The 24,235-nt window shown below is 69.5% G+C and carries 21 protein-coding genes; 6 read left to right on the forward strand and 15 right to left on the reverse strand.

What is annotated here, in order from left to right:
* The first annotated feature begins 25 nt into the window (after window positions 1-25).
* Entirely contained in the window at window positions 26-2,440 is a 2,415-nt protein-coding gene (locus AOZ49_RS04030; protein WP_231690236.1) for a TonB-dependent receptor, read from the forward strand.
* Window positions 2,441-2,482: 42 nt separating this feature from the next.
* Here the strand turns inward: AOZ49_RS04030 and AOZ49_RS04035 are convergent, their stop codons facing one another.
* From AOZ49_RS04035 to metC, 6 genes are all read right to left on the reverse strand, one after another.
* Window positions 2,483-3,022 carry a sigma-70 family RNA polymerase sigma factor gene (locus AOZ49_RS04035; RefSeq protein WP_054430462.1) on the reverse strand — a complete coding sequence of 180 codons (540 nt, stop codon included), beginning with the start codon at window positions 3,020-3,022 and terminating at the stop codon, window positions 2,483-2,485.
* Window positions 3,023-3,135: 113 nt separating this feature from the next.
* Entirely contained in the window at window positions 3,136-3,891 is a 756-nt protein-coding gene (locus tag AOZ49_RS04040; RefSeq protein WP_054474413.1) for an amino acid ABC transporter ATP-binding protein, read from the reverse strand.
* Window positions 3,888-4,985, reverse strand: a complete 1,098-nt coding sequence (locus AOZ49_RS04045) for an amino acid ABC transporter permease (RefSeq protein WP_054474414.1) — start codon at window positions 4,983-4,985, stop codon at window positions 3,888-3,890. Before AOZ49_RS04045 ends, AOZ49_RS04040 begins: the two co-directional genes overlap by 4 nt.
* A complete protein-coding gene (locus AOZ49_RS04050; RefSeq protein WP_054474415.1) occupies window positions 4,982-6,130 on the reverse strand; it encodes an amino acid ABC transporter permease in 1,149 nt (382 codons plus the stop codon). The genes AOZ49_RS04045 and AOZ49_RS04050 overlap by 4 nt, the downstream gene beginning before the upstream one ends.
* Before the next feature lie 19 nt (window positions 6,131-6,149).
* Window positions 6,150-7,289 (reverse strand): amino acid ABC transporter substrate-binding protein, encoded by a 1,140-nt coding sequence (locus AOZ49_RS04055; RefSeq protein ID WP_082380307.1) that lies wholly within the window; start codon window positions 7,287-7,289, stop codon window positions 6,150-6,152.
* A 153-nt stretch (window positions 7,290-7,442) separates the two neighbouring features.
* Window positions 7,443-8,591 (reverse strand): cystathionine beta-lyase, encoded by a 1,149-nt coding sequence (gene metC, locus AOZ49_RS04060; RefSeq protein ID WP_054430467.1) that lies wholly within the window; start codon window positions 8,589-8,591, stop codon window positions 7,443-7,445.
* Window positions 8,592-8,699: 108 nt separating this feature from the next.
* Between metC and AOZ49_RS04065 the strand changes: the two genes are divergently transcribed.
* Window positions 8,700-9,614 carry a LysR substrate-binding domain-containing protein gene (locus tag AOZ49_RS04065; RefSeq protein WP_054474416.1) on the forward strand — a complete coding sequence of 305 codons (915 nt, stop codon included), beginning with the start codon at window positions 8,700-8,702 and terminating at the stop codon, window positions 9,612-9,614.
* Here AOZ49_RS04065 and AOZ49_RS04070 read toward each other — a convergent pair.
* The 8 genes from AOZ49_RS04070 to AOZ49_RS04105 form a co-directional block, all read right to left on the reverse strand.
* Entirely contained in the window at window positions 9,604-11,739 is a 2,136-nt protein-coding gene (locus AOZ49_RS04070; protein ID WP_054474417.1) for a TonB-dependent copper receptor, read from the reverse strand. The two genes, AOZ49_RS04065 and AOZ49_RS04070, sit on opposite strands and share 11 nt — an antisense overlap.
* An 88-nt stretch (window positions 11,740-11,827) precedes the next feature.
* Window positions 11,828-12,226, reverse strand: a complete 399-nt coding sequence (locus AOZ49_RS04075; protein WP_054474418.1) for a DUF2946 family protein — start codon at window positions 12,224-12,226, stop codon at window positions 11,828-11,830.
* A 139-nt stretch (window positions 12,227-12,365) separates the two neighbouring features.
* Entirely contained in the window at window positions 12,366-13,187 is an 822-nt protein-coding gene (locus AOZ49_RS04080; RefSeq protein ID WP_054474419.1) for an ATP-binding cassette domain-containing protein, read from the reverse strand.
* Window positions 13,184-14,050 carry an ABC transporter ATP-binding protein gene (locus AOZ49_RS04085; protein WP_054474420.1) on the reverse strand — a complete coding sequence of 289 codons (867 nt, stop codon included), beginning with the start codon at window positions 14,048-14,050 and terminating at the stop codon, window positions 13,184-13,186. The genes AOZ49_RS04080 and AOZ49_RS04085 overlap by 4 nt, the downstream gene beginning before the upstream one ends.
* On the reverse strand, window positions 14,047-14,877 hold the full coding sequence (locus tag AOZ49_RS04090; protein WP_054474421.1) for an ABC transporter permease: 831 nt from the start codon (window positions 14,875-14,877) through the stop codon (window positions 14,047-14,049). Before AOZ49_RS04090 ends, AOZ49_RS04085 begins: the two co-directional genes overlap by 4 nt.
* Window positions 14,874-15,830 carry an ABC transporter permease gene (locus AOZ49_RS04095; RefSeq protein ID WP_054430473.1) on the reverse strand — a complete coding sequence of 319 codons (957 nt, stop codon included), beginning with the start codon at window positions 15,828-15,830 and terminating at the stop codon, window positions 14,874-14,876. Before AOZ49_RS04095 ends, AOZ49_RS04090 begins: the two co-directional genes overlap by 4 nt.
* 7 nt (window positions 15,831-15,837) lie before the next feature.
* Window positions 15,838-17,391: an ABC transporter substrate-binding protein gene (locus tag AOZ49_RS04100; protein ID WP_054474422.1), complete on the reverse strand. Its 1,554-nt coding sequence runs from the start codon at window positions 17,389-17,391 to the stop codon at window positions 15,838-15,840.
* Between the two features lie 45 nt (window positions 17,392-17,436).
* Window positions 17,437-18,642: an aminotransferase class V-fold PLP-dependent enzyme gene (locus AOZ49_RS04105; RefSeq protein ID WP_054474423.1), complete on the reverse strand. Its 1,206-nt coding sequence runs from the start codon at window positions 18,640-18,642 to the stop codon at window positions 17,437-17,439.
* Window positions 18,643-18,823: 181 nt separating this feature from the next.
* Here AOZ49_RS04105 and AOZ49_RS04110 point away from each other — a divergent pair, with 181 nt between their 5' ends.
* The 4 genes from AOZ49_RS04110 to cysW all read left to right on the forward strand — a co-directional run bounded on the left by AOZ49_RS04110 (window position 18,824) and on the right by cysW (window position 22,729).
* Window positions 18,824-19,768: a LysR family transcriptional regulator gene (locus AOZ49_RS04110; protein ID WP_054474424.1), complete on the forward strand. Its 945-nt coding sequence runs from the start codon at window positions 18,824-18,826 to the stop codon at window positions 19,766-19,768.
* A 191-nt stretch (window positions 19,769-19,959) separates the two neighbouring features.
* Window positions 19,960-20,976: a thiosulfate ABC transporter substrate-binding protein CysP gene (gene cysP, locus AOZ49_RS04115; RefSeq protein ID WP_054474425.1), complete on the forward strand. Its 1,017-nt coding sequence runs from the start codon at window positions 19,960-19,962 to the stop codon at window positions 20,974-20,976.
* Between the two features lie 79 nt (window positions 20,977-21,055).
* Window positions 21,056-21,898 (forward strand): sulfate ABC transporter permease subunit CysT, encoded by an 843-nt coding sequence (gene cysT, locus AOZ49_RS04120; protein WP_054430478.1) that lies wholly within the window; start codon window positions 21,056-21,058, stop codon window positions 21,896-21,898.
* Between the two features lie 3 nt (window positions 21,899-21,901).
* Window positions 21,902-22,729, forward strand: a complete 828-nt coding sequence (gene cysW / locus AOZ49_RS04125) for a sulfate ABC transporter permease subunit CysW (protein ID WP_054474426.1) — start codon at window positions 21,902-21,904, stop codon at window positions 22,727-22,729.
* Window positions 22,730-22,741: 12 nt separating this feature from the next.
* Here the strand turns inward: cysW and AOZ49_RS04130 are convergent, their stop codons facing one another.
* The gene (locus AOZ49_RS04130; RefSeq protein WP_054430480.1) at window positions 22,742-24,070 is read right to left on the reverse strand and encodes an LLM class flavin-dependent oxidoreductase; all 1,329 of its coding nucleotides are present in this window, start codon (window positions 24,068-24,070) and stop codon (window positions 22,742-22,744) included.
* Window positions 24,071-24,235 lie beyond the last annotated feature (165 nt).

A 24,235-nucleotide genomic window follows, 5' to 3' on the forward strand; every position in this document is an offset into this window, starting at 1 on the left:
TTCAGCACTTCATCCGAGAGATCACATGGCAGCGAACCCTCCGCGCGGGCTGACCCGCACATTCATCGCCACGCTGATGCTGGGCGCCAGCGCCGCGGCGGCAGCCCAGGGCGCGGCGCCGGGCGCCACGGCTTCCCGGCCGGCACAGCAGGCGGCGGCGTCCTACGACATTCCGGCCGGCCCGCTGGCGCCGGCCCTGCGCAGCCTGGCCAGCACCGCCGGCATCGCGCTGACCTTCACGGCCGACCAGGTCCAGGGCAAGACCACCGCCGGCCTCAAGGGCGCCTACCGCCCGGCGCAGGCGTTCGAGGCATTGCTGGCCGGCACCGGCCTGCAGGCCGTGCAGCGCGCCAACCAGGGCTACGTGCTGACGCCCGCCGTCGACGCGCCCGTCACCGCGCTGGCGCCCGTGACCGTCACCGCCCGTTCGGTCTACGAGCTGCCCGAGGCCTACGCCGGCGGCCAGGTGGCGCGCGGCGGGCACCTCGGCCTGCTGGGCAACACCGACTACATGGACACGCCCTTCAGCATCGCCAGCTACACCGCCCAGACCATCCAGGACCAGCAGGCCGGCAGCATCGCCGACGTGCTGACCACCAGCGATTCGTCGGTGCGCGCCTCGATCGGCAGCGGCAACCGCTATGACGCGCTGACCATCCGCGGCTTTCGCGTCGACAACGACGAGATCGCGCTCAACGGCCTGTATGGCCTGGTGCCGGCCTATCGCATCAACCCCGACCCGGTGGAGCGCATCGAAGTGCTGCGCGGCGCCGGCGCCTTCCTCAACGGCATGCTGCCGTGGGGCAGCGTGGGCGGCAGCGTCAACATCGTGACCAAGCGCGCCGACGACGCGCCGCTGACGCGCTTCACCACGGAATACGCGTCCGACTCGCGCTGGGGCGGCCACCTGGACCTGGGGCGCCGCTTCGGCGACCAGAACCAGTACGGCCTGCGCGTGAACGGCGCGTTCCGCGGCGGCCAGCCGCGCATCGACGGCCAGTCGACGCAGAACGGTTCGGGCTCGCTGGGCCTGGACTATCGCGGCGACCGGCTGCGGCTGTCGGCCGACATCGTCTACCAGGACGACTGGATGCGCGCCGCCGCGCGCGGCTACACGGTCGCTCCGGGCGTCAAGGTGCCGGGCGCGCCCGATCCCAAGATCAACCTGGCGCAGCGCTTCGACACGTCCAGCGCGCAGAGCCTGACCGGGCTGGTGCGCGCCGAGTACGACCTGAGCGACCGGGTCTCGCTGTTCGGCGCGTTCGGGGCCAACCGCTTCGACTACAACAAGCGCGAGGCGCCGGGCGCCACCATCGTCGGCGACAACGGCGACGCGCTGTCCACCTCGACCCACCAGAAAGGCAAGACCGAGGCCACTTCGGGCGAGATCGGCATCCGCGGTCGCATCGAGACCGGCCCCGTCACGCACCAGCTGGTGCTGAGCGGCAACCGGCTGGAATCGCGCACCTGGCAGGGCCAGACGCGCTACGCGGACTACGCCACCAACATCTATCACCCCGCGCGCCTGGCCGATCCGGGCGCGCCGATCGCCTACTCGCCGGAAACCAGGACCAGCCTGAGCATCCTGCAAAGCGTGGCCGTGGCCGATACCCTGTCGGTCAAGGACGGCCTGGTGCAACTGACCCTGGGCGCGCGCCGCCAGAACGTCAACACGCGTTCGTACTCGCCGGCCGGCGACGCCACCAACCGCTACGACCAGAGCGCCACGACGCCCTCGGCCGCGCTGGTGGTGCGGCCGACGGAACAGGTCTCGCTGTACGCCAGCTACATCGAGGCGCTGACGGCCGGCGCCTCGCCGCCGGCCGACGCCGCCAACGCCGACCAGGTGTTCGCGCCCTACAAGTCCAAGCAGTACGAGATCGGCAGCAAGCTCGACTTCGGCGCCTTCGGGGCGTCGCTGGCGCTGTTCCAGATCCGCGTGCCGGGCGGCATCGTCGATCCGGTGTCCAAGGTCTACAGCCTGAATGGCGAGCAGCGCAACCAGGGCGTCGAGCTGAACGGCTTTGGCGAACTGGCGCGCGGCGTGCGCCTGCTGGGCGGCGTCACCTGGCTGGATGCGAAACAGCGCAAGACCCAGGGCGGCTTGAATGACGGCCGCCACGCCGTCGGCGCGCCCGAGCTGCAGGCCAACCTGACGCTGGAATGGGATACGCCGTTCGCGCCGGGGCTGACCCTGATGGGCCGGGCCATCCACACCAGCCAGGCCTATCTCAGCGCCGACAACAGCCAGCGCGTGCCGGCTTGGACGCGCTACGACTTCGGCGGCCGCTACAAGACCCGCGTGGCGGGCAAGGACGTGACGCTGCGCGCGACCGTGACCAACCTGCTCGACAAGCACTATTGGGAGGCCAATCCGACCGGCTACCTGATCAGCGGCATGCCGCGCACGCTGTGGCTGTCGGTGGCGACGGAGTTTTGACGACGACGCTCCGGGCCGCCCGCCGGCGGTCCGGCCCGGCCCTCACGCCGCCAGCGCGAACAGGCAGTGGGCGTTGGCGCGGATCAGGTATTTCTTGACGGTGCTGGGCGAGATGCGCAGGCGCTCGGCGATCTGCGCGTAGGTCAGTTCCTCGATGTGCGCCATGATGAAAGCGCTGCGCGCCGCTTGCGGCAGGCCTTCCAGCGCCTGGTCGAGCTGCTGCAGCGTTTCCACCGCCAGCGCCACGCTTTCCGGCGACGGCGCGGTCGGGACCGGCAGGCAGGCCAGCGCTTCGAGGTAGGCGGCTTCCAGCGCCGCCTTGTGGCGCCGGCGCGCGATCAGGCGGCGGGCGATGGTGGCCAGGAACGGCCGGGCTTCGCGGATGGCGTCGCGCCGGCCCTCGCCCAGCAGGCACAGGAAGGTGTCGTGCGACAGGTCGGCGGCGTCGCTGCTGTTGCCGACGCGGCGCCGCAGCCAGCCCAGCAGCCAGGGATGGTGGTCGACATAGAAGCGTTGCAGCTGCGTGCGGGCAACGGCGTCGACGGCGATCGGGGCGGAGTAATCCAGGTCCTGAGTGGCCATGGCGGGTACGCCGCCTCGCGGGCCGCGTGATTTTCAATTACGAACGAGTTTCATTATAAATTGAAACCTCGCTAAATCGCCGCCCCGCCCCGATCTTTCGCGCCGCCCTGCCCTCAATGCAGGATGCGCTCCAGGAACGCCCGGGTGCGTTCATGCCTGGGGTTGTCGAAGAACGCGCCGGGCTCGCCCATCTCGATGATGCGTCCGCCGTCCATGAACACCACCCGGTCGGCGACGTTGCGGGCAAAGCCCATCTCGTGCGTCACGCACAGCATCGTCATGCCGTCCTCGGCCAGCGAGGTCATGGTGTCCAGCACTTCCTTGACCATCTCCGGATCCAGCGCCGAGGTCGGCTCGTCGAACAGCATGATGCGCGGCTGCATGCAGAGCGAACGGGCAATGGCCACGCGCTGCTGCTGGCCGCCCGACAACTGGCCGGGATACTTGCCGGCCTGGTCGGGAATGCGCACCCGCTCCAGGTAGCGCATGGCCAGCTCCACCGCCTGCGCGCGCGGCATGCGCCGCACCTGGGTCGGCGCCAGGATGCAGTTCTCCAGCGCCGTCAGGTGCGGGAACAGGTTGAAGTGCTGGAACACCATGCCGGCGTCGGTGCGCACGCCGTCCACGGCGCGCAGGTCGTCGCTCAGCTCGACGCCGTTGACCACGATGGAGCCCTGCTGGTGGCGTTCGAGCCGGTTGATGCAGCGGATCATGGTGGACTTGCCCGAGCCGGACGGCCCGCAGATCACCAGGCGCTCGCCTGCGCGGACCTGCAGGTTGATGTCCTGCAGCACATGGAAGTCGCCATACCACTTGTGCATGCCGGCGATGGCGATGGCGGGCGGCGTGGCGGCGGAAGGCGTGGTCATCGGAGTTCCCCTTTTTTGTAGCGGTGCTCCAGCCACATCGAGTAGCGCGACAGGCCGAAGCAGATGCAGAAATAGATCGATGCGATGAAGAGATAGGTCTCGACGTAAGGCGTGGGCCAGGCCGGGTCGGTCAGCGCCGCGCGCCCCGAGCTGAGCAGGTCGAACAGGCCCACGATCAGCACCAGGCTGGTGTTCTTGATCATCACGATGGCGGTATTGGTGAGCGGCGCGATCACCTTGCGCAGGGCTTGCGGCAGCACCACCAGCCGCGTCATCTGCCACCACGACAGGCCCAGCGCGCGCGAGGCCTCGGCCTGCCCGGGCGGGATCGCCTGCAGGCCGCCGCGGATCACCTCGGCCAGGTAGGCGGCCGAGAACACCGTCAGCGCGATGCCGGCGCGCAGCAGGCTGTCGATGGTCATGCCGGCCGGCAGCATGATGGGCAACACGATCGAGGCCATGAACAGCAGGCTGACCAGCGGCAGTCCCCGGATCAGCTCGATCACGCCGATGCTGATGAAGCGCGCCGTCGGCAGGCTGCCGCGGCGCCCCAGCGCCAGCAGCACGCCCAGCGGCAGGCCGGCGCCCAGCGCGCACACCGCCAGCAGCAGCGTGATGGGCAGGCCGCCCCATGACGAGGTGGGCACCCGCGCCAGGCCGAACACGCCGCCCTGCATCAGCATCAGCCCGGCCGCCAGGCCGGCGATCCAGAGGACCGCCGTGCGCGCGCGCCATTGGCGCGGGCTGAGCGAAAACACCGTCATCGCCAGGATGAACAGGCAGACCACGGTGGGCCGCCATTGCTCGCCGGGCGGATAGATGCCGAACAGGATCTGGCGCATCTTTTCGCCCAGGAAGGCCCAGCAGGCGCCGCTGGCCTGGCGGCAGACAGCGCCCGTGGCGCCCGGCCAGACGGCGTCCAGCACCGCCCAGTTCAGCAGCTTGCCGGCCGCGGCCAGGACCAGCGCCAGCGTGGCCACGCTGGCGACCGCGCTGACGGCGCTGCCGAACAGGCGGTGCCAGACGCTGTCGCGGCGCTCGCGCGGCGGCCGCAGGGCCTGCGGCGGCAGGGAGGAAGGATGGGACAGGCTCATGCGCGTTGCGTCCTCAGGATGCGGCGGTTGTACAGATTCATGAACAGCGACACGCTCAGGCTGATGCTCAGGTACACCGCCATCAGCACCGCCACGCCCTCGATGGCCTGGCCGGTCTGGTTGATGGTGGTGGTGATGACGAAGGACAGGTCCGGGTAGCCCACCGCCAGCGCCAGCGTGGTGTTCTTGATGATGGACAGGTACTGGCTGGTCATCGGCGGGATGATCACGCGCAGCGCCTGCGGCACCACGATCCAGCGCAGCGCGGCGCCGGGTTTCAGGCCCAGCGAATGGGCCGCTTCCCACTGGCCGGCGGGCACCGCGTCGATGCCGCCGCGGATGATCTCGCCGGAGAACGCGGCCGAATAGATCGTCAGCCCGACCAGCAAGGCGGTGAATTCCGGCGTGAAGGCGCTGCCGCCGGCGAAGTTCAGGCCGCGCAGCGCCGGCACGTCGGTATGCAGCGAGGCCCCGCCCCACCCCGCCGCGGCCGCCACCAGCGCGACCGCCGCGAGCAGGCCCAGGCCGCGCCATGGCACGCGCGAAGCGACCGACCGTCGCGCCAGGCGCCACGCGCCCCAAAGCAGCAACGCCGCCGCGCCCAGCGCCCACCACAGCGGCCGCGTGTCGCCCTGCAGCGACAGGCTGGGAAAGAACAGCCCGCGCACCGACAGGAACACGCCCGGCAGCGGCTGCAGCGCCTGCCGCGCCGGCGGCAGGTTGATCGTCACCAGGCTGTACCAGAACAGCAGTTGCACCACCAGCGGCGTGTTGCGCACGGCTTCCAGGTAGACCGTGGCCACGCCCGTCACCAGCGGATGGCGGCTGCGGCGCGCCAGCGCCAGGCCGAAGCCCAGCAGCGTCGAGGCCGCGATCACCAGCGCCGAGATGTACAGCGTGTTGACCAGCCCCACCAGGAAGGCGCGGCCGTAGCTGTCGGTGGGCTGGTAGGCCAGCAGGCTTTCGGCGATGGGGAAACGGGCCGCCTCGCCGAGGTAGTCGAAGCCCATGGCGATGCCGCGCTGGGTCAGGTTGGCGTGGGCGTTCCAGGCCAGCCAGCCCACCGCGCCGACGAAGGCGCCGGCGATCAGCAGCTGCGCCAGGACGGCCCGGGCCCGGCCGTCGAACCAGAGTCGCTTGAACATGATGAGACTCGCCCGCCGCTCAGTTGAAAACGTACGGGTACATCAGGCCGCCGTCGCGATACAGGCGGTTCATGCCGCGCTCGAGCTTCATCGGACTGTTCTTGCCGACGTTGCGCTCGAAGATCTCGCCGTAGTTGCCCAGCTGCTTGACGATGTTGTAGGCCCAGCGCTCGTCCAGCCCCAGCGCCTTGCCGTTGCCCGGCTCGGTGCCCAGGAAGCGGGCGATGCGCGGATCGTCGGACTTGAGCATGTCGTCGACGTTGGCCTGGGTGATGCCCATGTCCTCGGCGGCGATCGGCACCTGGATGACCCATTTGACGATGTCGAACCAGCGGTCGTCGCCATGGCGCACCGACGGCGTCAGCGCCTCGCTGTGGCCGCTGGCCGGGAAGATCACGTAGTCGTCGGGGTTCTGCGCCTGGGTCGCGCGCACCGCCGCCAGCGCCGAGGCGTCGGTGATCAGGCCGTCGCAGCGGCCCGAGAAGAACGCCTGGCGCGAAGCCGCGACGTTGTCGAACAGCACGGTTTTCAGGCCCAGCTTGAACTTGCGCGACAGGTCGGCCACCGTGACCTCGTTGGTGGAGCCGGTCTGCACGCAGATGGTGGCGCCGTTCATGTCCTTGGTCTGCGTGATGCCCAGGTCCTTGCGTACCATGAAGGCGTCGTACTCGTAGTAGTTCGGATAGGTGAAGTTGATGCCGTTGGCGTCGCGCCGCAGGGTCCACGAGGTGGTGCGCGGCAATACGTCGATCTGGCCGGTCTGCAGGGCCGTCAGGCGCTGCTGGCCGGTCAGCGGCACGAAGCGCGTCTTGCTGGCGTCGCCCAGCACCGCGATGGCGATGGCGCGGCAGGTGTCGACGTCCAGGCCCTTCCAGTTGCCGTCCTTGTCGGGCGCCGAGAAGCCGGTGGTGCCGTGGCCGGAGCCGCAGATGACATAGCCGCGGGCGCGGATCTGGTCCACCGTGGGGCTGTTGGTCTGGGTGACGGCCGCCGCCACCGGCGAGGCGCCGGCGGCGGGCGTTTGTGTCGCGGTTTGTGTCGCGGTTTGTGCCTCGGGTTGCGCCGCGGACTGGGCGGCGGCCTGGGCCGGCACGGCGGCCGGGACGCAGGCCGCGATGGCCAGGGCGAGACAACGGTAAGTCTGCTTGAAGCTGAACATGGCAATTCCCCTTGCTATGTGGTGAGCGCCTCGGGGCGCTTCGTGCCGGTCGGCCATGCGCGGCCGGCCGGTGTGTTGAACTGGATTCGGCGCAAAGCGCCGTCCGGGTGGGCCGGGCGCCGGGCTCGCGCCCGGCCCCGCCCGGCCGCGCGCTCAGCGTTGCGCCTGATAGGCCGCCAGCGCGGTGCGCAAATCATCCTTGAGCGTGTCCACGTCCTCCAGGCCGATCGACAGCCGCACGATGGGCCGGTCGGTGGCCGGAAAGGCGCGGCCGGCCTGCAGCCCCGCCGGGTAATAGGCCGCCAGGCTGTGCACCCCGCCCCAGCTGGCGCCGATGGCGAAATGGCGCAACGAATCGAAGAAACCGTTGAAGGCCGCCTCGGGCGCCGGCGCCAGCACCATCGAGAACAGGCAGCCGTTGGTGCGGAAGTCGCGCCGCCACAGGGCGTGGCCCGGGTCCGACGGCAGCGGCGGGTACAGCAGGCGCTCGACCTGCGGCTGGCTTTGCAGCCACTCGGCCACGCGCAGCGTCGCGTCGCTCTGCGCGCGCAGCCGCAGCGCCAGCGTCTCCAGGCCGCGCAGCACCAGAAAGCAATCGTCCGGGCTGACCTGCTGGCCCAGGATGCTCTGGGTCTCGCGCAGCACGGCGTAGTGGCCGGCGTCGTTCATGCTGATGCTGCCCATCAGCACGTCGGAGTGGCCGCCGAAGAACTTGGTGGCGGCCTCGACGCTGAAATCGACGCCGTGCGCCAGCGGCTGGAAGCCCAGCGGGCTGGCCCAGGTGTTGTCCATCATGGTCAGCACGCCGTGGCGCCGAGCGGCGGCGGCGATGGCGGGCACGTCGGCCATTTCCATGGTGACGGTGCCGGGCGCCTCGATGCAGATCATGCGGGTGGCCGGGCGGATCAGCGCCTCGATGCCGGCGCCGATGGACGGGTCGTACAGCTCCACGTCCACGCCCATGTGCGCCAGCCATTTCTCGCCGAAAGTCTTGAGCGCGCCATAGCAGGCCGCCGACAGCAGCAGGTGGTCGCCGCCGCGCACGAAGCCCATCACCACCGTCATCAGCGCCGCCGCCCCGGACGGCGTGATGACGCAGTGGCGGCCGCCTTCCAGCGCGGCGATGCGGTCTTCCAGCAGGCGCGCGGTGGGCGTGCCGGTGACGCCGTAGCTGAAGCCGTCGGGCTGGCGGTGCTTGCGGTTGACGAAGGCGTCCAGCGAGTCGAACACCACGGTGGAGGCGCGCTGCACCGAGGGCGAGAGACTGGCGAAATCTCTATTAGTCTGATTGATAGCTTTCATCTAATCTATTTGCTGAGCTTAGGAGTGATCGGGAACAGCGCCAGTGTCTGCCTTTCTCCCCATTGCCTCAACAATCGAAAAAACTTAGTCAATAAGCGGGACTTATAGATGGACATGCGCGAGATCCAGGTCTTCCGGGCCGTGATGCAGGCCGGCACCACCAGCAAGGCCGCCACCCTGCTGGGCATTTCGCAGCCGGCGGTGAGCCAGGCCATCCGCAAGCTGGAAACCTCGTCGGAACTGCGCCTGTTCGAGCGCGTGCGCGGCCGGCTGGTGCCGACCCAGGAGGCCGGCGCGCTGATGGAGGAAGTGGACCGTTGCTTCGCCGGTTTCGAGTTGATCGAGCACCGCATCCGCAGCCTGAAATCGTTCGGCGTCGGGCGCCTGGCGGTCGGTTCGCTGCCGGCGCTGGGCACCGGCTTCATGCCGCGCGCCATTGCCGCCTTCGGCCTGCAGGACCGCCGCATCCAGATGTCGTTCCAGATCATGAGTTCGCGCGAGGTGCTGCAGCAGGTCACGGCCGGGCAACTCGACTTCGGCCTGATGGCCGACGAGCTGTCGGTGGCGGGCCTGGAACACTCGGAATTCCTGCGGCTGCCGGGCGTGATCGCCATGCACAGCCGCCATCCGCTGGCGGCGCGGCCACGCATCACGCTGCGCGACCTGACCGAGCACGCCTTCATCGCGCTCAACCCCGAGGACGCCAGCCGCCGGCGCCTGGAGACGGCGCTGCACGACCAGGGCCTGGCATTGCGGCCGGTGCTGGAGACGCCCTATTCCAATTCCGTCTGCGAGTTCGCCCTGCATGGCGTCGGCATCGGCCTGGTGCATCCGGTCATGGCGCTGGACTACCTGGCGCGCGGGCTGACCATCAAGCCGCTGGAACTGGACATCGGCTTTGCCTGCCTGCTGGTGTTCCGGCCCGGCACACCGCTTTCGGAAAACGCGCGGGCGTTGCTGAAAGCGATGCGCATCGAGCTGGAACGGGATCTCAAGCGGATCCGGACGGCGCTCAATACTTGAAGCTCAGGCGCGCCCAGAAGGTGCGCCCGGGTTCGTTGAAGGCCGTGTTGGCGGCAAAGCCGAAGCCGGCGTCGCCCGCCAGGTTCAGGTGCTCGGCGTAGGTCTTGTTGAACAGGTTGTCCACGCCCAGCGACAGCTTGACCTGCTTGCTGACCGCGTAGCCGCCGTTCAGCGAGAACACGCCGAAGCCGGCGCTGGGGCCGAAGTCCTTGCCGACCACGTTGCCCTGGTTCAGGGCATAGCGGCGCTGCGCCGCCACCAGCCGCCACAGCGCGCCGGCCGACCAGGTGCCGTCGTCATAGGCCGCGCTGAGCTTGGCTTCCAGCGGCGGCATCTGCGGCAAGGCGCGGCCGTCGCTGCGGTTCTGGCCCCAGGCGTAGGCCAGCGTCGCGCCCAGCTTCCAGCGCGGCGCCGCCTGGTAGGACAGCCCCAGCTCGCCGCCGGCGATGCGGGCGTCGATGTTGGCGGCCTGCGTCGAGCCGCCGTGTCCGCCGTGCCCGCCGTGCCCGCCATGGCCGCCATGCATGCCGCCCATGCCACCCATGCCACCCATGCCACCCATGTGGCTCTTGGCGTAGTCGAACAGGATGAAGTCGTCGACATAGCCGGCGTAGCCGGACAGCCACGCATCCAGGGTCTCGGTCTTGTACTGCGCGCCGAAATCGATCTGCGTCGTCTTCTCGGGCTTGACGCCGCGGAACGCGTTGATCGAGCCGTCGGGCCCCTGCTTCGGCGAGAACAGCTCCCAGTAGTCCGGGAAGCGTTCCGCGTGGCCCAGGCCGACGTACACCGTGGCCGGCAGGTCCGCCAGGTCCCGCTCGTAGCGCAGGAACCCGCTGGGCAGCGTCTCGTTGCGGCGTTCGCCGGCCGTGGGGTTGGGCATCGGCATCATCATCGAGCCATTGTCGCGCCGGAAGTCCTTGGCCGAGGCCCAGTCCACCCGCGCGCCGCCGATGATCCGGCTGTCCTGCGTGGCGTGCCAGGTCAGTTCGCCGAACAGGCCGGTATTGGCGAAGCTGGCATCCTTGACCCAGCTCTGCGAGCGGTACGAGACCGTGTCCGTGCCGCTGCGCGAGCGGTGCCGGCTTTGCTGGAAATCCAGCCCGGTCACCAGGCTCAGGTCCGGCGCCAGGTTCCAGGTGCCGGCGATGCGGCCGCCCCAGGTGGCGCGGTCCACGTCCGCCGCCATCGCCATCGGCATCGAGCTGGTCATGTCCGGCTTGCGCAGCGTGTAGTTGTCCATCACGTGATCGGCGTAGTTGTAGTAGAGCTGCGCCTCCAGCTTGTCCAGCACGCCGCCCAGGTTGCGCTTCTCGAAGCGCAGGCCGAAGCTCTCGCGCTTGAACTGCGAGCCGTCCATGCCGCGCCCGGCGTAGCGCGCGTTGCCATCGCCGGTGCCGGCGGTCAGCTCGTACAGCGTGTCGGCGTCGGGCGTGAAACCCAGCGCCAGGTCGGCGTTCCACTTGTCCCAGCGCGACGGCACCTTGTTGCCGTCGCCGTCCTTGTAGTCCTGGGCGTGCGAATGGTTGGCGGTGATGCGGGTGTAGACCTTGTCGTTGCCCACGGTCAGGTCGGCGGCCTGGTCGTTGCGGCCGTTTGATCCGCCCACGAGGCTGCCGTCGAAGCGCACGCCAGGCTCGGTGAAACGCGGCGTGTCGCGGTCGAAGCGGATGGTGCCGGCGGACGCGCCTGGTCCCCACAGCACCGTCTGCGGGCCCTTGATGACGGTCAGCTTGTCGAAGTTCTCGGGCGAGATGTACGAGCTGGGCGCGTCCATGCGCGCCGGGCAGGCGCCGGGCATCGAGGTGCCGTTGGTCAGGATGTTCAGGCGCGAGCCGAACATGCCGCGCAGCACCGGATCGCCGTTGGTGCCGCCGTTGCGGATGGCCGAAAAGCCGGGAATGGTCTTGAGGTAGTCGGTGCCATCGCTGGCCGGCAGCGGCTGGCGCGGGATCTTCGGGTCGGTCGTGAAGGTCAGCGGCGCGCTCGGGGCGACGCCGGTGATCACCACCGGATCGGTGGTGGTGATGGCGTCGGCGCCGGTGGCCTGCGGCCAGGCGGGGAACGACGCGGCCAGGGCGGTGGCCAGGCAGGTCGCCCGCAGGATGTCCTTGTTCTTGTGCATGAGAGTCTCTGGATCTGAACGGGCTGGACGCGCGCGACCGCGCGGGCCGCAAGCAAGGCGCGCCAGCAACAACGGAAACGGGTGGGGTTCAGGCCAGGACGGGCGGCGCGCGCGACTGCCGTGGCAATCGCGCCTGCGCGCTGGAGAAGTGGATGTCGACGGTGGGCGCCGGCAGCGCCTGCCGCACCAGGGGCAGGCGCCAGGCCAGCGGCGGCAGCCCTAACAACGCGGCGGCGCCGAGCATGGCACAGCCGGCGAAGCAGCAATGCGGCAAGGCGCCGCTGTGTTGCTGCGCGTCCTGCGTGACGCCGCCCTCGGCGTCCAGCGTGATCACGCGCGGGCCGCTGGCCGTGCAGATGATGGTGGTGGCGCCCGGCGCGGCGCCGGGACCGGGCAAGGCGGCGGAGGCGATCAGCGCCTGGAACACGAACAGGAACGCCGCGGCTAACGCGGTCCATCGTCTCCCGGTATTGGCGCCCGTCTGCATTCGCATCCCCTCGAAGGCGCCGATGGTAGCACGCAGGATCCGGTCAAAAAGGCGCGCGGAGCCTTGTAGGACGCTCGGAAGCGCGCCAACGGCCGCGGCCGATGCGCGGGCTTGATCCGCATCAAGCCCGCGCCCCGGATCAGGCCGCCTGGCGCAGGCGGCGGCGCGACGGATCGGGCCGTGGCACGGCGGCGATCAGTCTGCGCGTGTGGTCCTGCGCCGGCGCCTCGAAGATGCGGTCGCACTCGCCCTCTTCCACCAATTCGCCCGCGGCCATGATGGCCACCCGGTCGGCGAAGTGGCGCACCACGCCCAGGTCGTGCGAGATGAACAGGTAGGTCAGCCCCTGCTCGGCCTGCAGGTCGGCCAGCAGATCCAGCACCTGCGCCTTGACCGAGACGTCGAGCGCCGACACCGCCTCGTCGGCGATGATGAAGCGCGGCTCCAGCGCCAGGGCGCGGGCGATCGCGATGCGCTGGCGCTGGCCGCCCGAGAACTGGTGCGGGAAGCGCTGCGCGTGCTCGGGCCGCAGCCCCACCCGCGCCAGCAGCGCCTGCATGCGGTCGCGGCGTTCGTCGGGCGAGTAGAGCTTGTGGATCACCATGCCGTCCATGATGGCGTCGCCGACCCGGCGGCGCGGATTGAGGCTGGAATACGGGTCCTGGAAGATCGTCTGCACCTGGCGCCGGAACGCCATCAGCCGGCCGCCCGCCAACTGGCTCACGTCGTGGCCGGCCAGCTCGATGCGGCCCGAGGTCGGCCGCAGCAGGCCGGCGATGCAGCGGCCCAGCGTGCTTTTGCCGGAGCCCGATTCGCCCACCAGCGCCAGCGTGGTGCCCGTTGCCACCGCCAGGCTGACGCCCTTGACCGCCCGCACCAGCCGCGTCGGCTGGCCCAGCAGGCCGCGGGCGGCGACATAGTCCTTGGTGACGCCTTCGGCGCGCAGAATGAATTCGCTCATGACGGGGTTCCTTGTGCGGCGGCCCGCGGACGCGGGGCCAGGCGGCGGCCGCGGTCGCGCGGCGCGTCGACGTCCGGCACGGCGGCCAGCAGCGCCTGGGTGTAAGGATGCGCGGGCCGGCCGAAGATCTGGCCCACGTCGCCCTCCTCCACCACTTCGCCCGCGCGCATCACCACCACGCGGTCGGCGATCTCGGCCACCACGCCCAGGTCGTGCGTGATGAACAGCACGGCGGCGCCGGTCTCGGCCTGGATCGAGAACAGCAGCTCCAGCACCTGGGCCTGCACGGTCACGTCCAGCGCGGTGGTCGGCTCGTCGGCGATGATCAGCCGCGGCGACAAGGCGCAGGCGATGGCGATCATGACCCGCTGCCGCATGCCCCCGGACAGCTCGTGCGGATAGGCCTTGGCGCGCTGCGCCGGCTCGCGGATGCCGACCCGCTCCAGCAGCGCCACCGCCCGCTCCCAGGCGGCCTGGCGGCCGATATCGCCATGGATGCGCATGACTTCGGCGATCTGGCTGCCGACGTTGCGGCCGGGGTTGAGCGCGGTCATCGGCTCCTGGAACACCATGGCGATGTCCTTGCCCCGTAGCGCGTCGCGTTCGCGCTCGGTGGCGCGCAGCAGGTCGCGGCCCGCGAAACGCAGCTCGTCGGCCGCGACCCGTCCGGGCGCGTCCACCAGCCCCATCAGGGAAAAGCCGGTGACCGACTTGCCCGAGCCGGATTCGCCCACCAGGCACACCACCTCGCCGCGCCGCAGGGTCAGGTCCACGCCCTTGACAGCGGCGAACGGCCCCTGGGGCGTGTCGAAATCGACGGTCAGGTTCCTGACGGAAAGCAGCACATCCGTTTCGGGGCTCATCGTTGCAACTCCGGATTGAGCGCGTCCTGCAGCCAGTCGCCCAGCACGTTGACGGCCAGCACCGTAAAGAACAGCGCCAGCGCCGGCACCAGCACCGGCCACGGATTGGTGAACAGGTAATCCTTGAGCGAGCCGACCATCTGCCCCCACGACGGCACTGGCGGACGCACGCCCAGGCCGAGAAAGCTCAGGCCCGCCTCCAGCAGCATCGCGAAGGAAAAGGTGAACGAGGCCTGCACCGCGATGATGGAGCGCATGTTGGGCAGCACCTCGTGCCAGATGATCCAGCCGGTGCCCGCGCCGAGCGAACTGGCGGCCAGCACGTGCTCGCGCGCCCGGATGCCGCGCGCCACGCCCCAGGCGACCCGGGCGAATTGCGGCGCGTACAGCACGCCGATGGTGCCGACCAGCGTCGGCAGATTGCCGCCGATGAAGGCCAGCACCACCAGCGCCACGAAGATCTCCGGCAGCGACACGAACACGTCCACCACGCGGATGGCGGCCGCTTCGGCGCGGCGGCCCAGGAAGGCCACGCCGACGCCGACCGCCACGCCCAGCACGCCGGCCAGGATCACGGCGGCCGCGGCCACCGACAGCGACACGCGGGCGCCGTACACCGCGCGGGCCAGCAGGTCGCGGCCCAGCTCGTCGGTGCCCAGCCAGTGCTGCCACGATGGCGACGACAGCAGATTGGCGGCGTCGATGCGGTACGGATCGGCCAGCCCCAGCGCCGGCCCGAAGACGGCGGCCAGCACCACCACCGTCAGGAAGCCCAGCGCCAGCTGCACCGGCGCGCCGGCCTTGGAAGCTCGAAGGAATGCGATCATGCGGAGGGCCTGCGGATGCGGGGGTCGACGAAACCCTGGGCCAGGTCGATGACCAGGCTGATCAGGATGAACAAGGCGAAGATGGCCAGCAGCGAGCCCTGGATCACCGGATAGTCGCGCGAAAAGGCGGCGCTCACCAGCAGCGAACTCAGGCCCGGCCAGTCGAACAGGGCCTCGATAATGACGGTGCCGCCCAGCAGGTTGCCGGCGCGCACGCCGACGATGGCGATGACCGGCACCAGCGCGTTGGGCAGCGCGTGCCGCAGGATCGCCTTGCCGCGCGGCAGGCCCTTGGCGCGGGCCAGCTTGACGTAGTCGCGGCCCATGACGTCTGACAGGCTGGCGCGGGTCATGCGCGCCACCACGCCCATGAAGTTCAGGCCGATGGTCAGCGACGGCAGGATCAGCGCCAGCAGGTGCTGCACGGGATCGTCCGAGAACGCCACGAAGCCCGACGACGGCAGCCAGCCCAGCGCCAGGCTGAACAGCAGCACCAGCAGGATGCCCAGCACGAACACCGGCGCCGAGAAGCCGGCCACCGCCACCACCGAGGCCGCGGCGCCCGCCAGCCGGCCGCGCGAGCGCGCCGCCACCACCCCCAGCGGCACCCCCAGCAGCACGGCCACCAGCAGGCCGGCGCCGATCAGTTCCAGGCTGCGCGGAATGCGCCGCGCCAGTTCGTCGGCCACAGGCTCGCCGGTGCGCAGCGACACGCCCAGGTCGCCGCGCGCCAGCGCGCCGGCCCAGTGCGTGAACTGCGTGCCCAGCGGCAGGTCCAGGCCCAGCTGGGCGCGCACCCGCGCCACGGCCACCGGATCGCTGCCGGCCTGGTCGCCCAGCATGATGGCGACCGGATCGCCCGGCAGCAGGTGGATGGCGATGAAGACCACGCCCGTCGCCAGCGCCAGGGTGACGATGGCCGACGCCAGGCGTCTGAACAGGAAAGGCAGCATGCCGGCCTCAGTTGATCCACATGGTGGGCAGCGAGATGCCCGGGCTGCTTTCGCTCAGCGCGCCGCCCAGCTGCGTATAGCCGTGCACCTTGCGCAGGTAGCCCTGGGCCTGCTCGCGCCAGCTCACGAACACCCACGGACTGGTCTCCAGGATGCGCTTTTCGGCCTGCTGGTAGATCGGCTGGCGCGCCTTGGGATCGGTCAGCGCGCGGCCCTCGGCCAGCAGCTTTTCCAGCTCGGGATCGCGGTAGCCGATCGGCTTGGCCCAGTAGCTGGAATCGCCGCCCAGGTAATAGGCGTAGGCGTCCGGGTCGGGCAGCTTGACCGACACGCCGTAGATCATCGAGTCGTAGTCGCCGCGGTTCTTGCGCTCGACCAGCGTGGCCCATTCGACCGGCTCCAGCTTCAGGTTGATGCCGACTTCCTTCAGGTTGGCCTGCACCACCTGCGCCATCGTGGTGTAGATGCCCAGGCCCTGGAACACCACCATCGACGCGTCCACGCCATTGGCGTAGCCGGCCTCGGCCAGCAGCGCGCGGGCCTTGGCGGTGTCGCGCTTGTAGGTGCCGTCCAGCGACTTGTCATAGTACGGCGAATCCTCGGGCGTCGGCGCGCCGTAGATGGGCTTGCCGTAGCCGAAGAAGGCGGCCTTGGACACGGCCTCGCGGTCGATGGCATAGGACACCGCGCGGCGCACGCGGGCATCGTCGAACGGCTTCTTGCTGGTGTTGAACCAGACGCTCATGAAGGCGCCGCCGGCGGTGTCGATCTTGGTGCCGGCGTTGCGGCGCAGCACGTCGATGTCCTTCCACGGCACGAAGTCGATCATGTCCAGCGACTGGCTGCGCAGCGCGTTGACGCGCGCGTCGTCGCTCTTGATCATGCGGAAGTCGACGCCGTCCAGGTACGGCTGCCCGGCCACGAAATAGCGCGGGTTGCGCACCAGGCTGGCGCGCACGGCGGGTTCGTAGCTCTTCAACTGGAACGGGCCGGTGCCGTTGGCCGACAGCTTCAGGTTGGCGCCGCTCGCGACCCACTTGCGCGACACGATGGCCGCCTCGGGCAGGGCCAGCACGCTCAGCATGGTGGCGTCGGGCGACGGCTTCTCGACCTTGACGGTGGCGGGGTCGACCACGGTGACGGTGGCGCCCAGCAGGTTCGAGCGCAGCGTGGCGCCGGTGGCCGGGTCCAGGATGCGGTCGAGCGAGAACTTGACGTCGTCGGCGGTCACCGGCGTGCCGTCCTGGAAGGCCACGTCGGGCCGCAGGTGGAACACGATGGTGCGGGCGTCGGGCTGGTCCCAGCTTTGCGCCAGGCGCGGCACGATGGCGCCGCTCTTGTCGTAGCCCGCGAGCGGGCTGTAGAGCGCCTCGATCAGCACCTTCCAGGCGCTGCCGCCGTAGACGTGCGGATCGAGCGACACGATTTCGGACACCGTGCCATAGCGCAGCGTGCCGCCCGGCTTGGGCGTGTCGGCCGCCTGGGCGCCCGCGGCGGCGGCCGCCAGCGCGCACGCGCCCACCAGTTGCGCCATCCGGCGCCAGGTCTGCTTGAACGTCATGTTGTACCCCTTGTGCTCTGGATTATCCGCCCGCCGGGCGCGCCGTCAGGACGGCAACGCCTCGACCAGGCGGTCGATTTCAGTGGAATCGTTGTAGTAGCTCGGCGAAATGCGCAGGTTGCCGCCGCGCACCGCCAGGTCCACGCCCGCGTCCCGCAGGCGTTGCGCCAGTTCCTGCGCGTCCTGGCCCGGGTGCTTGAACGACAGGTTGCCCGAGGCCTCGCCCGGCGCGCGCGAACTGACGATCTGGTAGCCCTTGCGTTGCAGCGCGGCGCTGGCGTAATCGGTCAGCTCCAGGATATGCGATTCGATCCGGGCCGGCGTCAGCGCCAGCTGGATGCGCACGGCGGCGTCCAGCCCCCAGATGCCGGTGAAGTTGGCCAGGGCCTCCTCGAAGCGCCCGGCGTTGGCCCGGTACTCCAGCAGGTAGTGCATGTGGTCCTCGGTGCTGTCGACGCTGTGGTAGCCCACGCTGGGCGGATCCAGCAGGCCCAGCACGCTCTTGCGGCAGTAGAAATAGCCGGTGCCGATCGGCGCCAGCATCCACTTGTGGCCGCCCACCGAGAGGAGGTGGATGCCCAGCTTCTCGACGTCCAGTTCGAGCGAACCGGCCCACTGGATCGCGTCCAGGTTCAGGTAGACGCCGCGCTCGTGGCACAGGTTGGCGGTGGCCTCCAGGTCCTGCCGGAAGCCGTTGGAGAACTGCACCGCGCTCAGCGACACCAGGCGGGTGCGGTCGTCCATCAGCTTGCGGATGTCGTCCACCAGGATGCGGCCGTTGCGGTTCTTGACCCAGCGGATGGTCACGCCGCGCGCGGCCAGCTTCATCCAGCAGTACACGTTGGACGGGTATTCGATGTCCGGCAGGATCAGGTTGTCGCCGTCGCGCCAGGGAAAGCCGTTGGCCACGTGCACCAGCCCTTCGGTGGTGTTCTTGACGTAGGCGATCTCGTCGCGGTGGGCGCCGATCAGGCGGCCGATGCGGGCCTTGATGGTCTCCTCGGTGTAGCGGCACCACTCGGGATAGGCGTTGCGGCCGTTGTCGCGCACGTCCTCCATGAAGCGGTTCACCGCCGCCACCACCGGCACGCTCAGCGCCCCGATCGACGCGTTGTTCAGGTAGGCCCGCCGCTGCTTGATCGGGAACGCGTCGCCGATGTTGCTCCAGTCGAGTTGTTCGATGCCGTTGCGGTCATCGGGAAAAAGTGCCGCGGGTCCGCCCACGGAAACCGGTTTGTCGAGGATATTCACGCCGCGCCTCTTTCATTGAAGGTGGGATGATCCTAAGATTGCGTGAATTCATGCGTCAATTTCGTTTGGAGTATTGATTCATGCACTTTTGTAATGTGTTGCGGCCGCCCACCCGCTTTTCCCTCTGGCGCGGCGCCGGTCGCGCGATGGCGCCCCGCGCCGCCCATCCGGGTTTGTCCCTATGCGCCTGAACCGCCTGCAGGCGCTGCGCGCCGTGCTAGAGACCGGCAGCGTCACCGAGGCCGCGCACCGCATCCACCGGACCCAGCCGCAGATCAGCCGGCTGATCTCGGCGCTGGAGGACGAAGTCGGCTTTCCGCTGTTCCTGCGCCAGGGCCGCGGCCTGATCCCGACGCAGGAATGCCTGTGTTTCTACGAAGGCACGCGCCACATCCTGGCCGGCTTCGAGGAGGTCTCGCGCATCGCCGACTCGATCCGCAACAAGCAGGACGCCTGGCTGCGCATCCTGACCCAGCCCTACTTCGCATACAGCGTCACGCCGCGCGCCATCGCCGAGTTCGCGCGCAGCCATCCGCACACGCGGGTGTCGCTGGAGGTGCGCTCGCGGGTCGACGTCGGCCTGTGGATGTCCGGACAGCAGTTCGACCTGGGCGTGGCCGCGCTGCCGATCGACTTTCCCGGCATCATCTCGCGCACCTTCGCCCGGGTGCGGCTGGTGATCGCCATGCCCGAGGGCCATCGGCTGGCGGCCAAGGCGGTGGTCACCGCCGACGACATCCAGGACGAGCCCTTCATCGCGCTGCGCCCGTTCACCCTGCTGCGCCAGCACATCGACGACCTGATGGCCAAGCGCCGGCTGCCGCTGCGGCTGGTGATGGAAACCTCGTCCGGGCAATCGGCCTGCCAATTGGCGGCGCTGGGCATGGGCATCGCGCTGGCCGATCCGATCCTGGCGGCCAACGTGCCGGGCATCGTGCTGCGCGACTTCGAGCCGCGGCTGACCATGCCCTACGGCTTCCTGCTGCCCAGCGCCTTTGCGCCGTCGGAGCAGGCGCGCGAGTTCGCCCGCATGCTGATCCGGCTGGTCAAGGAGATGGCGCCGGAACGGGTCGAGCTGATCGAGCCCGATCCCGCCGAAAGCGACGCGCTGATGGCGTTCCCGTGAGGCCGGCGCGGTCAACGACGCCGCCACATAGCGGAAAGCGCGGACGCGACGCGTCGGATACAACGTGCGGCTATGAGTTAAAGGTAATTGAATATTTCCAAACGCCGGCCGGCGTAAGCATCATGCGGTATCGGGGCCTTCCGCCCCGGCCGCGGGTTTCCCGCGTAGCGCCTTTCATCCGGAGAAGCCCTTTGCTCAAACGACTGCTCGCCTCGGCCCTGACGCTGACGGCCCTGGCCGCCAGCGCCGCCCAAGCCCAGCAAGCGCCCCAGGCCCTGCTCAACACCTCCTATGACATCGCGCGCGAGCTGTTCGCCGCCATCAATCCGAAATTCCAGGCCGACTGGAAGGCCAGGACCGGGCAGGATGTCACGATCGAGCAGTCGTTCGCCGGCACCTCGCGCCAGGCGCAGTCGATCATCCAGGGCCTGAAGGCCGACGTGGTGACCTTCAACCAGGTGCCCGACGTCGACATCCTGGCGCAGAACAAGCTGCTGGCCGCCGACTGGCAGAAGAAATTCGCCAACAACAGCTCGCCCTACTACAGCACCATCGCCTTCCTGGTGCGCAAGGGCAATCCCAAGAACATCAAGACCTGGGACGACCTGGTGCGCGACGACGTCAAGCTGGTGTTCCCGAATCCCAAGACCTCGGGCAACGCGCGCTATTCGTACCTGGGCGCCTGGCTCTACGCCAACGAGAAATTCAAGGGCGATGACGCGCAGACCCGCGCCTTCGTCGGCAAACTGCTCAAGAACGTCGAGAGCTTCCCCACCGGCGGACGCGGCGCGACCGTGGCGTTCGCGCAGAACAACCAGGGCGACGCGCTGCTGACCTTCGAATCCGAGGTCAACAACATCGCCAAGGGCGACGAGTTCAAGGCGCAGGGCTTCGAGGTGGTGGTGCCGCCGGTCAGCGTGCTGGCCGAGTTCCCGGTGGCGGTGGTCGACAAGGTGGCCGACGAGAAAGGCACGCGCAAGGTCGCCGAGGCCTATCTGCAGTTCCAGTACTCGCCCGCCATCCAGAAGCTGCTGACCGACTTCAACTACCGGGTGCATGACCCGGAGGCGGTCAAGGCCGCGGCCAGCCGCTTTCCGTCGATCCGGCTGATCAATCCGCAGGACGTGCTGGGCTCGTGGGACCAGATCACCAAGACCCACTTCGCCGCCAACGGCGTGCTCGACCAGTTGCTGGGCGCCGGCCGCTGACGCGCCGCGTCGATCCCCGCCTTCCGTTCCGCCTGCCGGCCGCCCGCGAGGGGGCCGGCGCTTTTACGTTCAGGTCCGCATGTCTACGTTCTTCCGGCAGCATCCCGTCCTGCCCGGCTTCGGCCTCAGTTTCGGCGTCAGCAGCCTGTTCATCACGCTCGTGATCCTGTTGCCGCTGTCGGCCTTGCCGCTCTACAGCAGCCAGATGAGCTGGGGCCAGTACTGGCAGGCCGTCACCGATCCGCGCGTGCTGGCCAGCTACCGCGTCACGCTGCTGGCGGCGTTCTATTCGACCGCCGTGGTGCTGGTCATCGGCCTGCTGCTGGCCTGGATCCTGGTGCGCTACCGCTTCCCCGGGCGGGCCCTGCTGGACGCCGCCATCGACCTGCCGTTCGCGCTGCCCACGGCCGTGGCCGGCCTGACCCTCTCCGTGCTGCTGGCGCCGGGCGGCTGGGTCGGCCAATGGTTCGCGCCGCTGGGCATCAAGATTTCGTATGCATTCCCGGGCCTGGTGATCGCCATGATCTTCACCAGCCTGCCGTTCGTGGTGCGCTCGGTGCAGCCGGTGCTGGCCGACATCGGGGCCGAGTACGAGGAAGCCGCCCGCACGCTCGGCGCCAGCCCGGGCCAGACCGCCTGGCGCATCCTGCTGCCGGCGCTGGTGCCGGCCCTGTTCACGGGCGGCTCGCAGGCCTTCATCCGCAGCCTGGGCGAGTTCGGCGCGGTGGTCATGATCGCCGGCAACATTCCCTACAAGACCGAGGTGACGTCGTTGATGATCTTCAGCCGCCTGGCCGAATACAACTACCCCGCCGCCGCCGCCATCGCCACCGTGGTGCTGGCGGCCTCCCTGCTGCTGCTGTTCGCCCTGCAGGTGCTGCAGGGCCGCCTGCTGCCGTGGCAGCGCGTGCCGGGGATCTGAGCCATGACGCGCCCTTCCCCCTGGCCGCGCCGCCTGCTGATCGGCGCCGGCCTGCTCGCCGCCCTGCTGTTGCTGGCCTTGCCGCTGGCCCTGATCTTCGCCCGGGTGATCGCCGGCGGCTTCGACGCCCTGCTGCAGAACCTGGGCGCCAGCGACATGCGCGCGGCCATCGGCCTGACCTTGCTGGCCGCGGTGGTCAGCGTGCCCATCAACCTGGTGTTCGGCGTGCTGCTGGCCTGGTGCGTGACGCGCTACGACTTCCGCGGCCGCCGCCTGCTGGTGGCGCTGGTCGACATTCCCTATGCCACCTCGCCGGTGGTGGCCGGGCTGTGCTACCTGGTGGTGTACGGCCTGGAAGGCCTCTTCGGCCGCTGGCTCGGCGGCCACGGCGTGCAGCTGATGTTCGCCTGGCCCGGCATCCTGATGGTGACGGTGTTCGTGACGTCGCCGTTCGTGGCGCGCCTGCTGATCCCGCTGATGCAGGCGCAAGGCCAGGAAGAGGAGCTGGCGGCGCTGACGCTGGGCGCCAACGGCTGGCAGATCTTCCGCCGCGTGACGCTGCCCAACATCAAGTGGGGGCTGCTGTACGGCGCCGTCATCACCAATGCGCGCGCGGTCGGCGAGTTCGGCGCGGTGTCGGTCGTGGCCGGCGCGATCCGCGGCAAGACGCTGACGCTGCCGCTGCTGATCGAACAGCTCAACGACGACTACAAGACCGTCGCGGCCTTCACCGCGGCGGCGCTGCTGGCCTGCATGGCGCTGCTGACGCTGGTGGTGAAGACCTATATGGAGCGGCGCCGGGGCGAAGCCTGTCCCGCGCCGACGCACTGACCGCGGCGCCCGTCACGGCGTGAAATGGCGGTTGGCCGGACGCGGCAACCCCAGGTTTTCGCGCAGGGTGCGGCCCTCGTACTCGCGCCGGAAGATGCCGCGCCGCTGCAGTTCCGGCACGACCTGGCCGACGAAAGCGTCCAGGCCGCCGGGCAGCCACGGGAACATGACGTTGAAGCCGTCGGATGCCTCGGTCTCCAGCCATTCCTGCATCTGATCGGCGATGCTCGCGGCGGTGCCGACCATCGCCAACCCGCCATAGCCGCCCAGGCGCTGCGCCAGCTGGCGCACCGTGAGCGATTCGCGCTCGGCCAGGCGCAGCACGCGCTCCTGGCTGCTCTTGCTGGCGTTGGTCTCGGGCAACGACGGCAGCGGCGCGTCCGGATCGAAGCGCGAGGCGTCGCAGCCCAGCGCGACCGACAGCGAGGCGATCGCGCTTTCGTAGTGCACCAGGCTGTCCAGGCGCGCCCGGATGGCTCGCGCCTCGCCCTCGGTGTCGCCCACCACCACCAGCACGCCGGGCAGGATCTTGAGATGGTCGCGGTCGCGCCCCAAGGCGTCCATGCGCCCCTTGACGTCGGCGTAGAAGCGCTGGCCATCCTCGATCGTGCCGGACGCGGCGAACACCACCTCGGCGGTCTCCGCCGCCAGCTGCCGGCCGGGCTCGGAGGCGCCGGCCTGCACGATCACCGGCCAACCCTGCACCGGCCGCGCGATGTGCAGCGGTCCGCGCACCGACAGGTGTTCGCCGCGGTGATCCAGCGTGCGCAGGCGCGCCGGATCGAAATAGATGCCGCTGTCGGCGTCGCGGATGAAGGCGTCGTCGGCCCAGCTGTCCCACAGGCCCGTGACCACGTCGTAGAACTCGCGGGCGCGGGCATAGCGCCGGGCATGGTCGGGCTGTTCGGTGCGGCCGAAATTGAGCGCGGCGTCGGGATTGGAGGTGGTCACGATGTTCCAGCCGGCGCGCCCCTGGCTCAGATGGTCGAGCGAGGCGAAGCGCCGCGCCACGTGGAACGGTTCGTCGAAGGTGGTCGACGCGGTCGCCACCAGCCCCAGCCGCTCGGTCACCTGGCTCAGCGCGGACAGCAGCGTGAACGGCTCGAACGAAGTGGCGGTATGGCTGCGCTTGAGCGCCTCGATCGGCATGTTCAGCAGCGCCAGGTGGTCCGCCATGAAGAACGCGTCGAAGCGCGCCCGTTCCAGCGCCTGGGCGTAGCGCTTGAGGTGCTCGAAGTTGAAATTGGCGTCGCGCTGGGCGCCGGGGTAGCGCCAGGCGCCGGTGTGGATGCTGACGGGGCGCATGAACGCGCCCAGCTTGAGTTGACGTTGCGCTGGCATGACAAGAACCCTGTTTTCGCCGAAACGAAAAAGATAGCGCGCCCTGGCGGCCAGGCGAACCAACCTGGCGCTATATGGCTATAAGCCGCCCGCCGGCGCGCGTCGCCGCGACGCGACGCAGAATCTTCACGCAGGGTTAACACATCCGTCATTCGGCGTTTCTAA

The sequence above is a fragment of the Achromobacter sp. 2789STDY5608615 genome (assembly GCF_001298995.1).
In the GTDB taxonomy this organism is placed as follows: Bacteria; Pseudomonadota; Gammaproteobacteria; order Burkholderiales; family Burkholderiaceae_B; genus Achromobacter; species Achromobacter insuavis.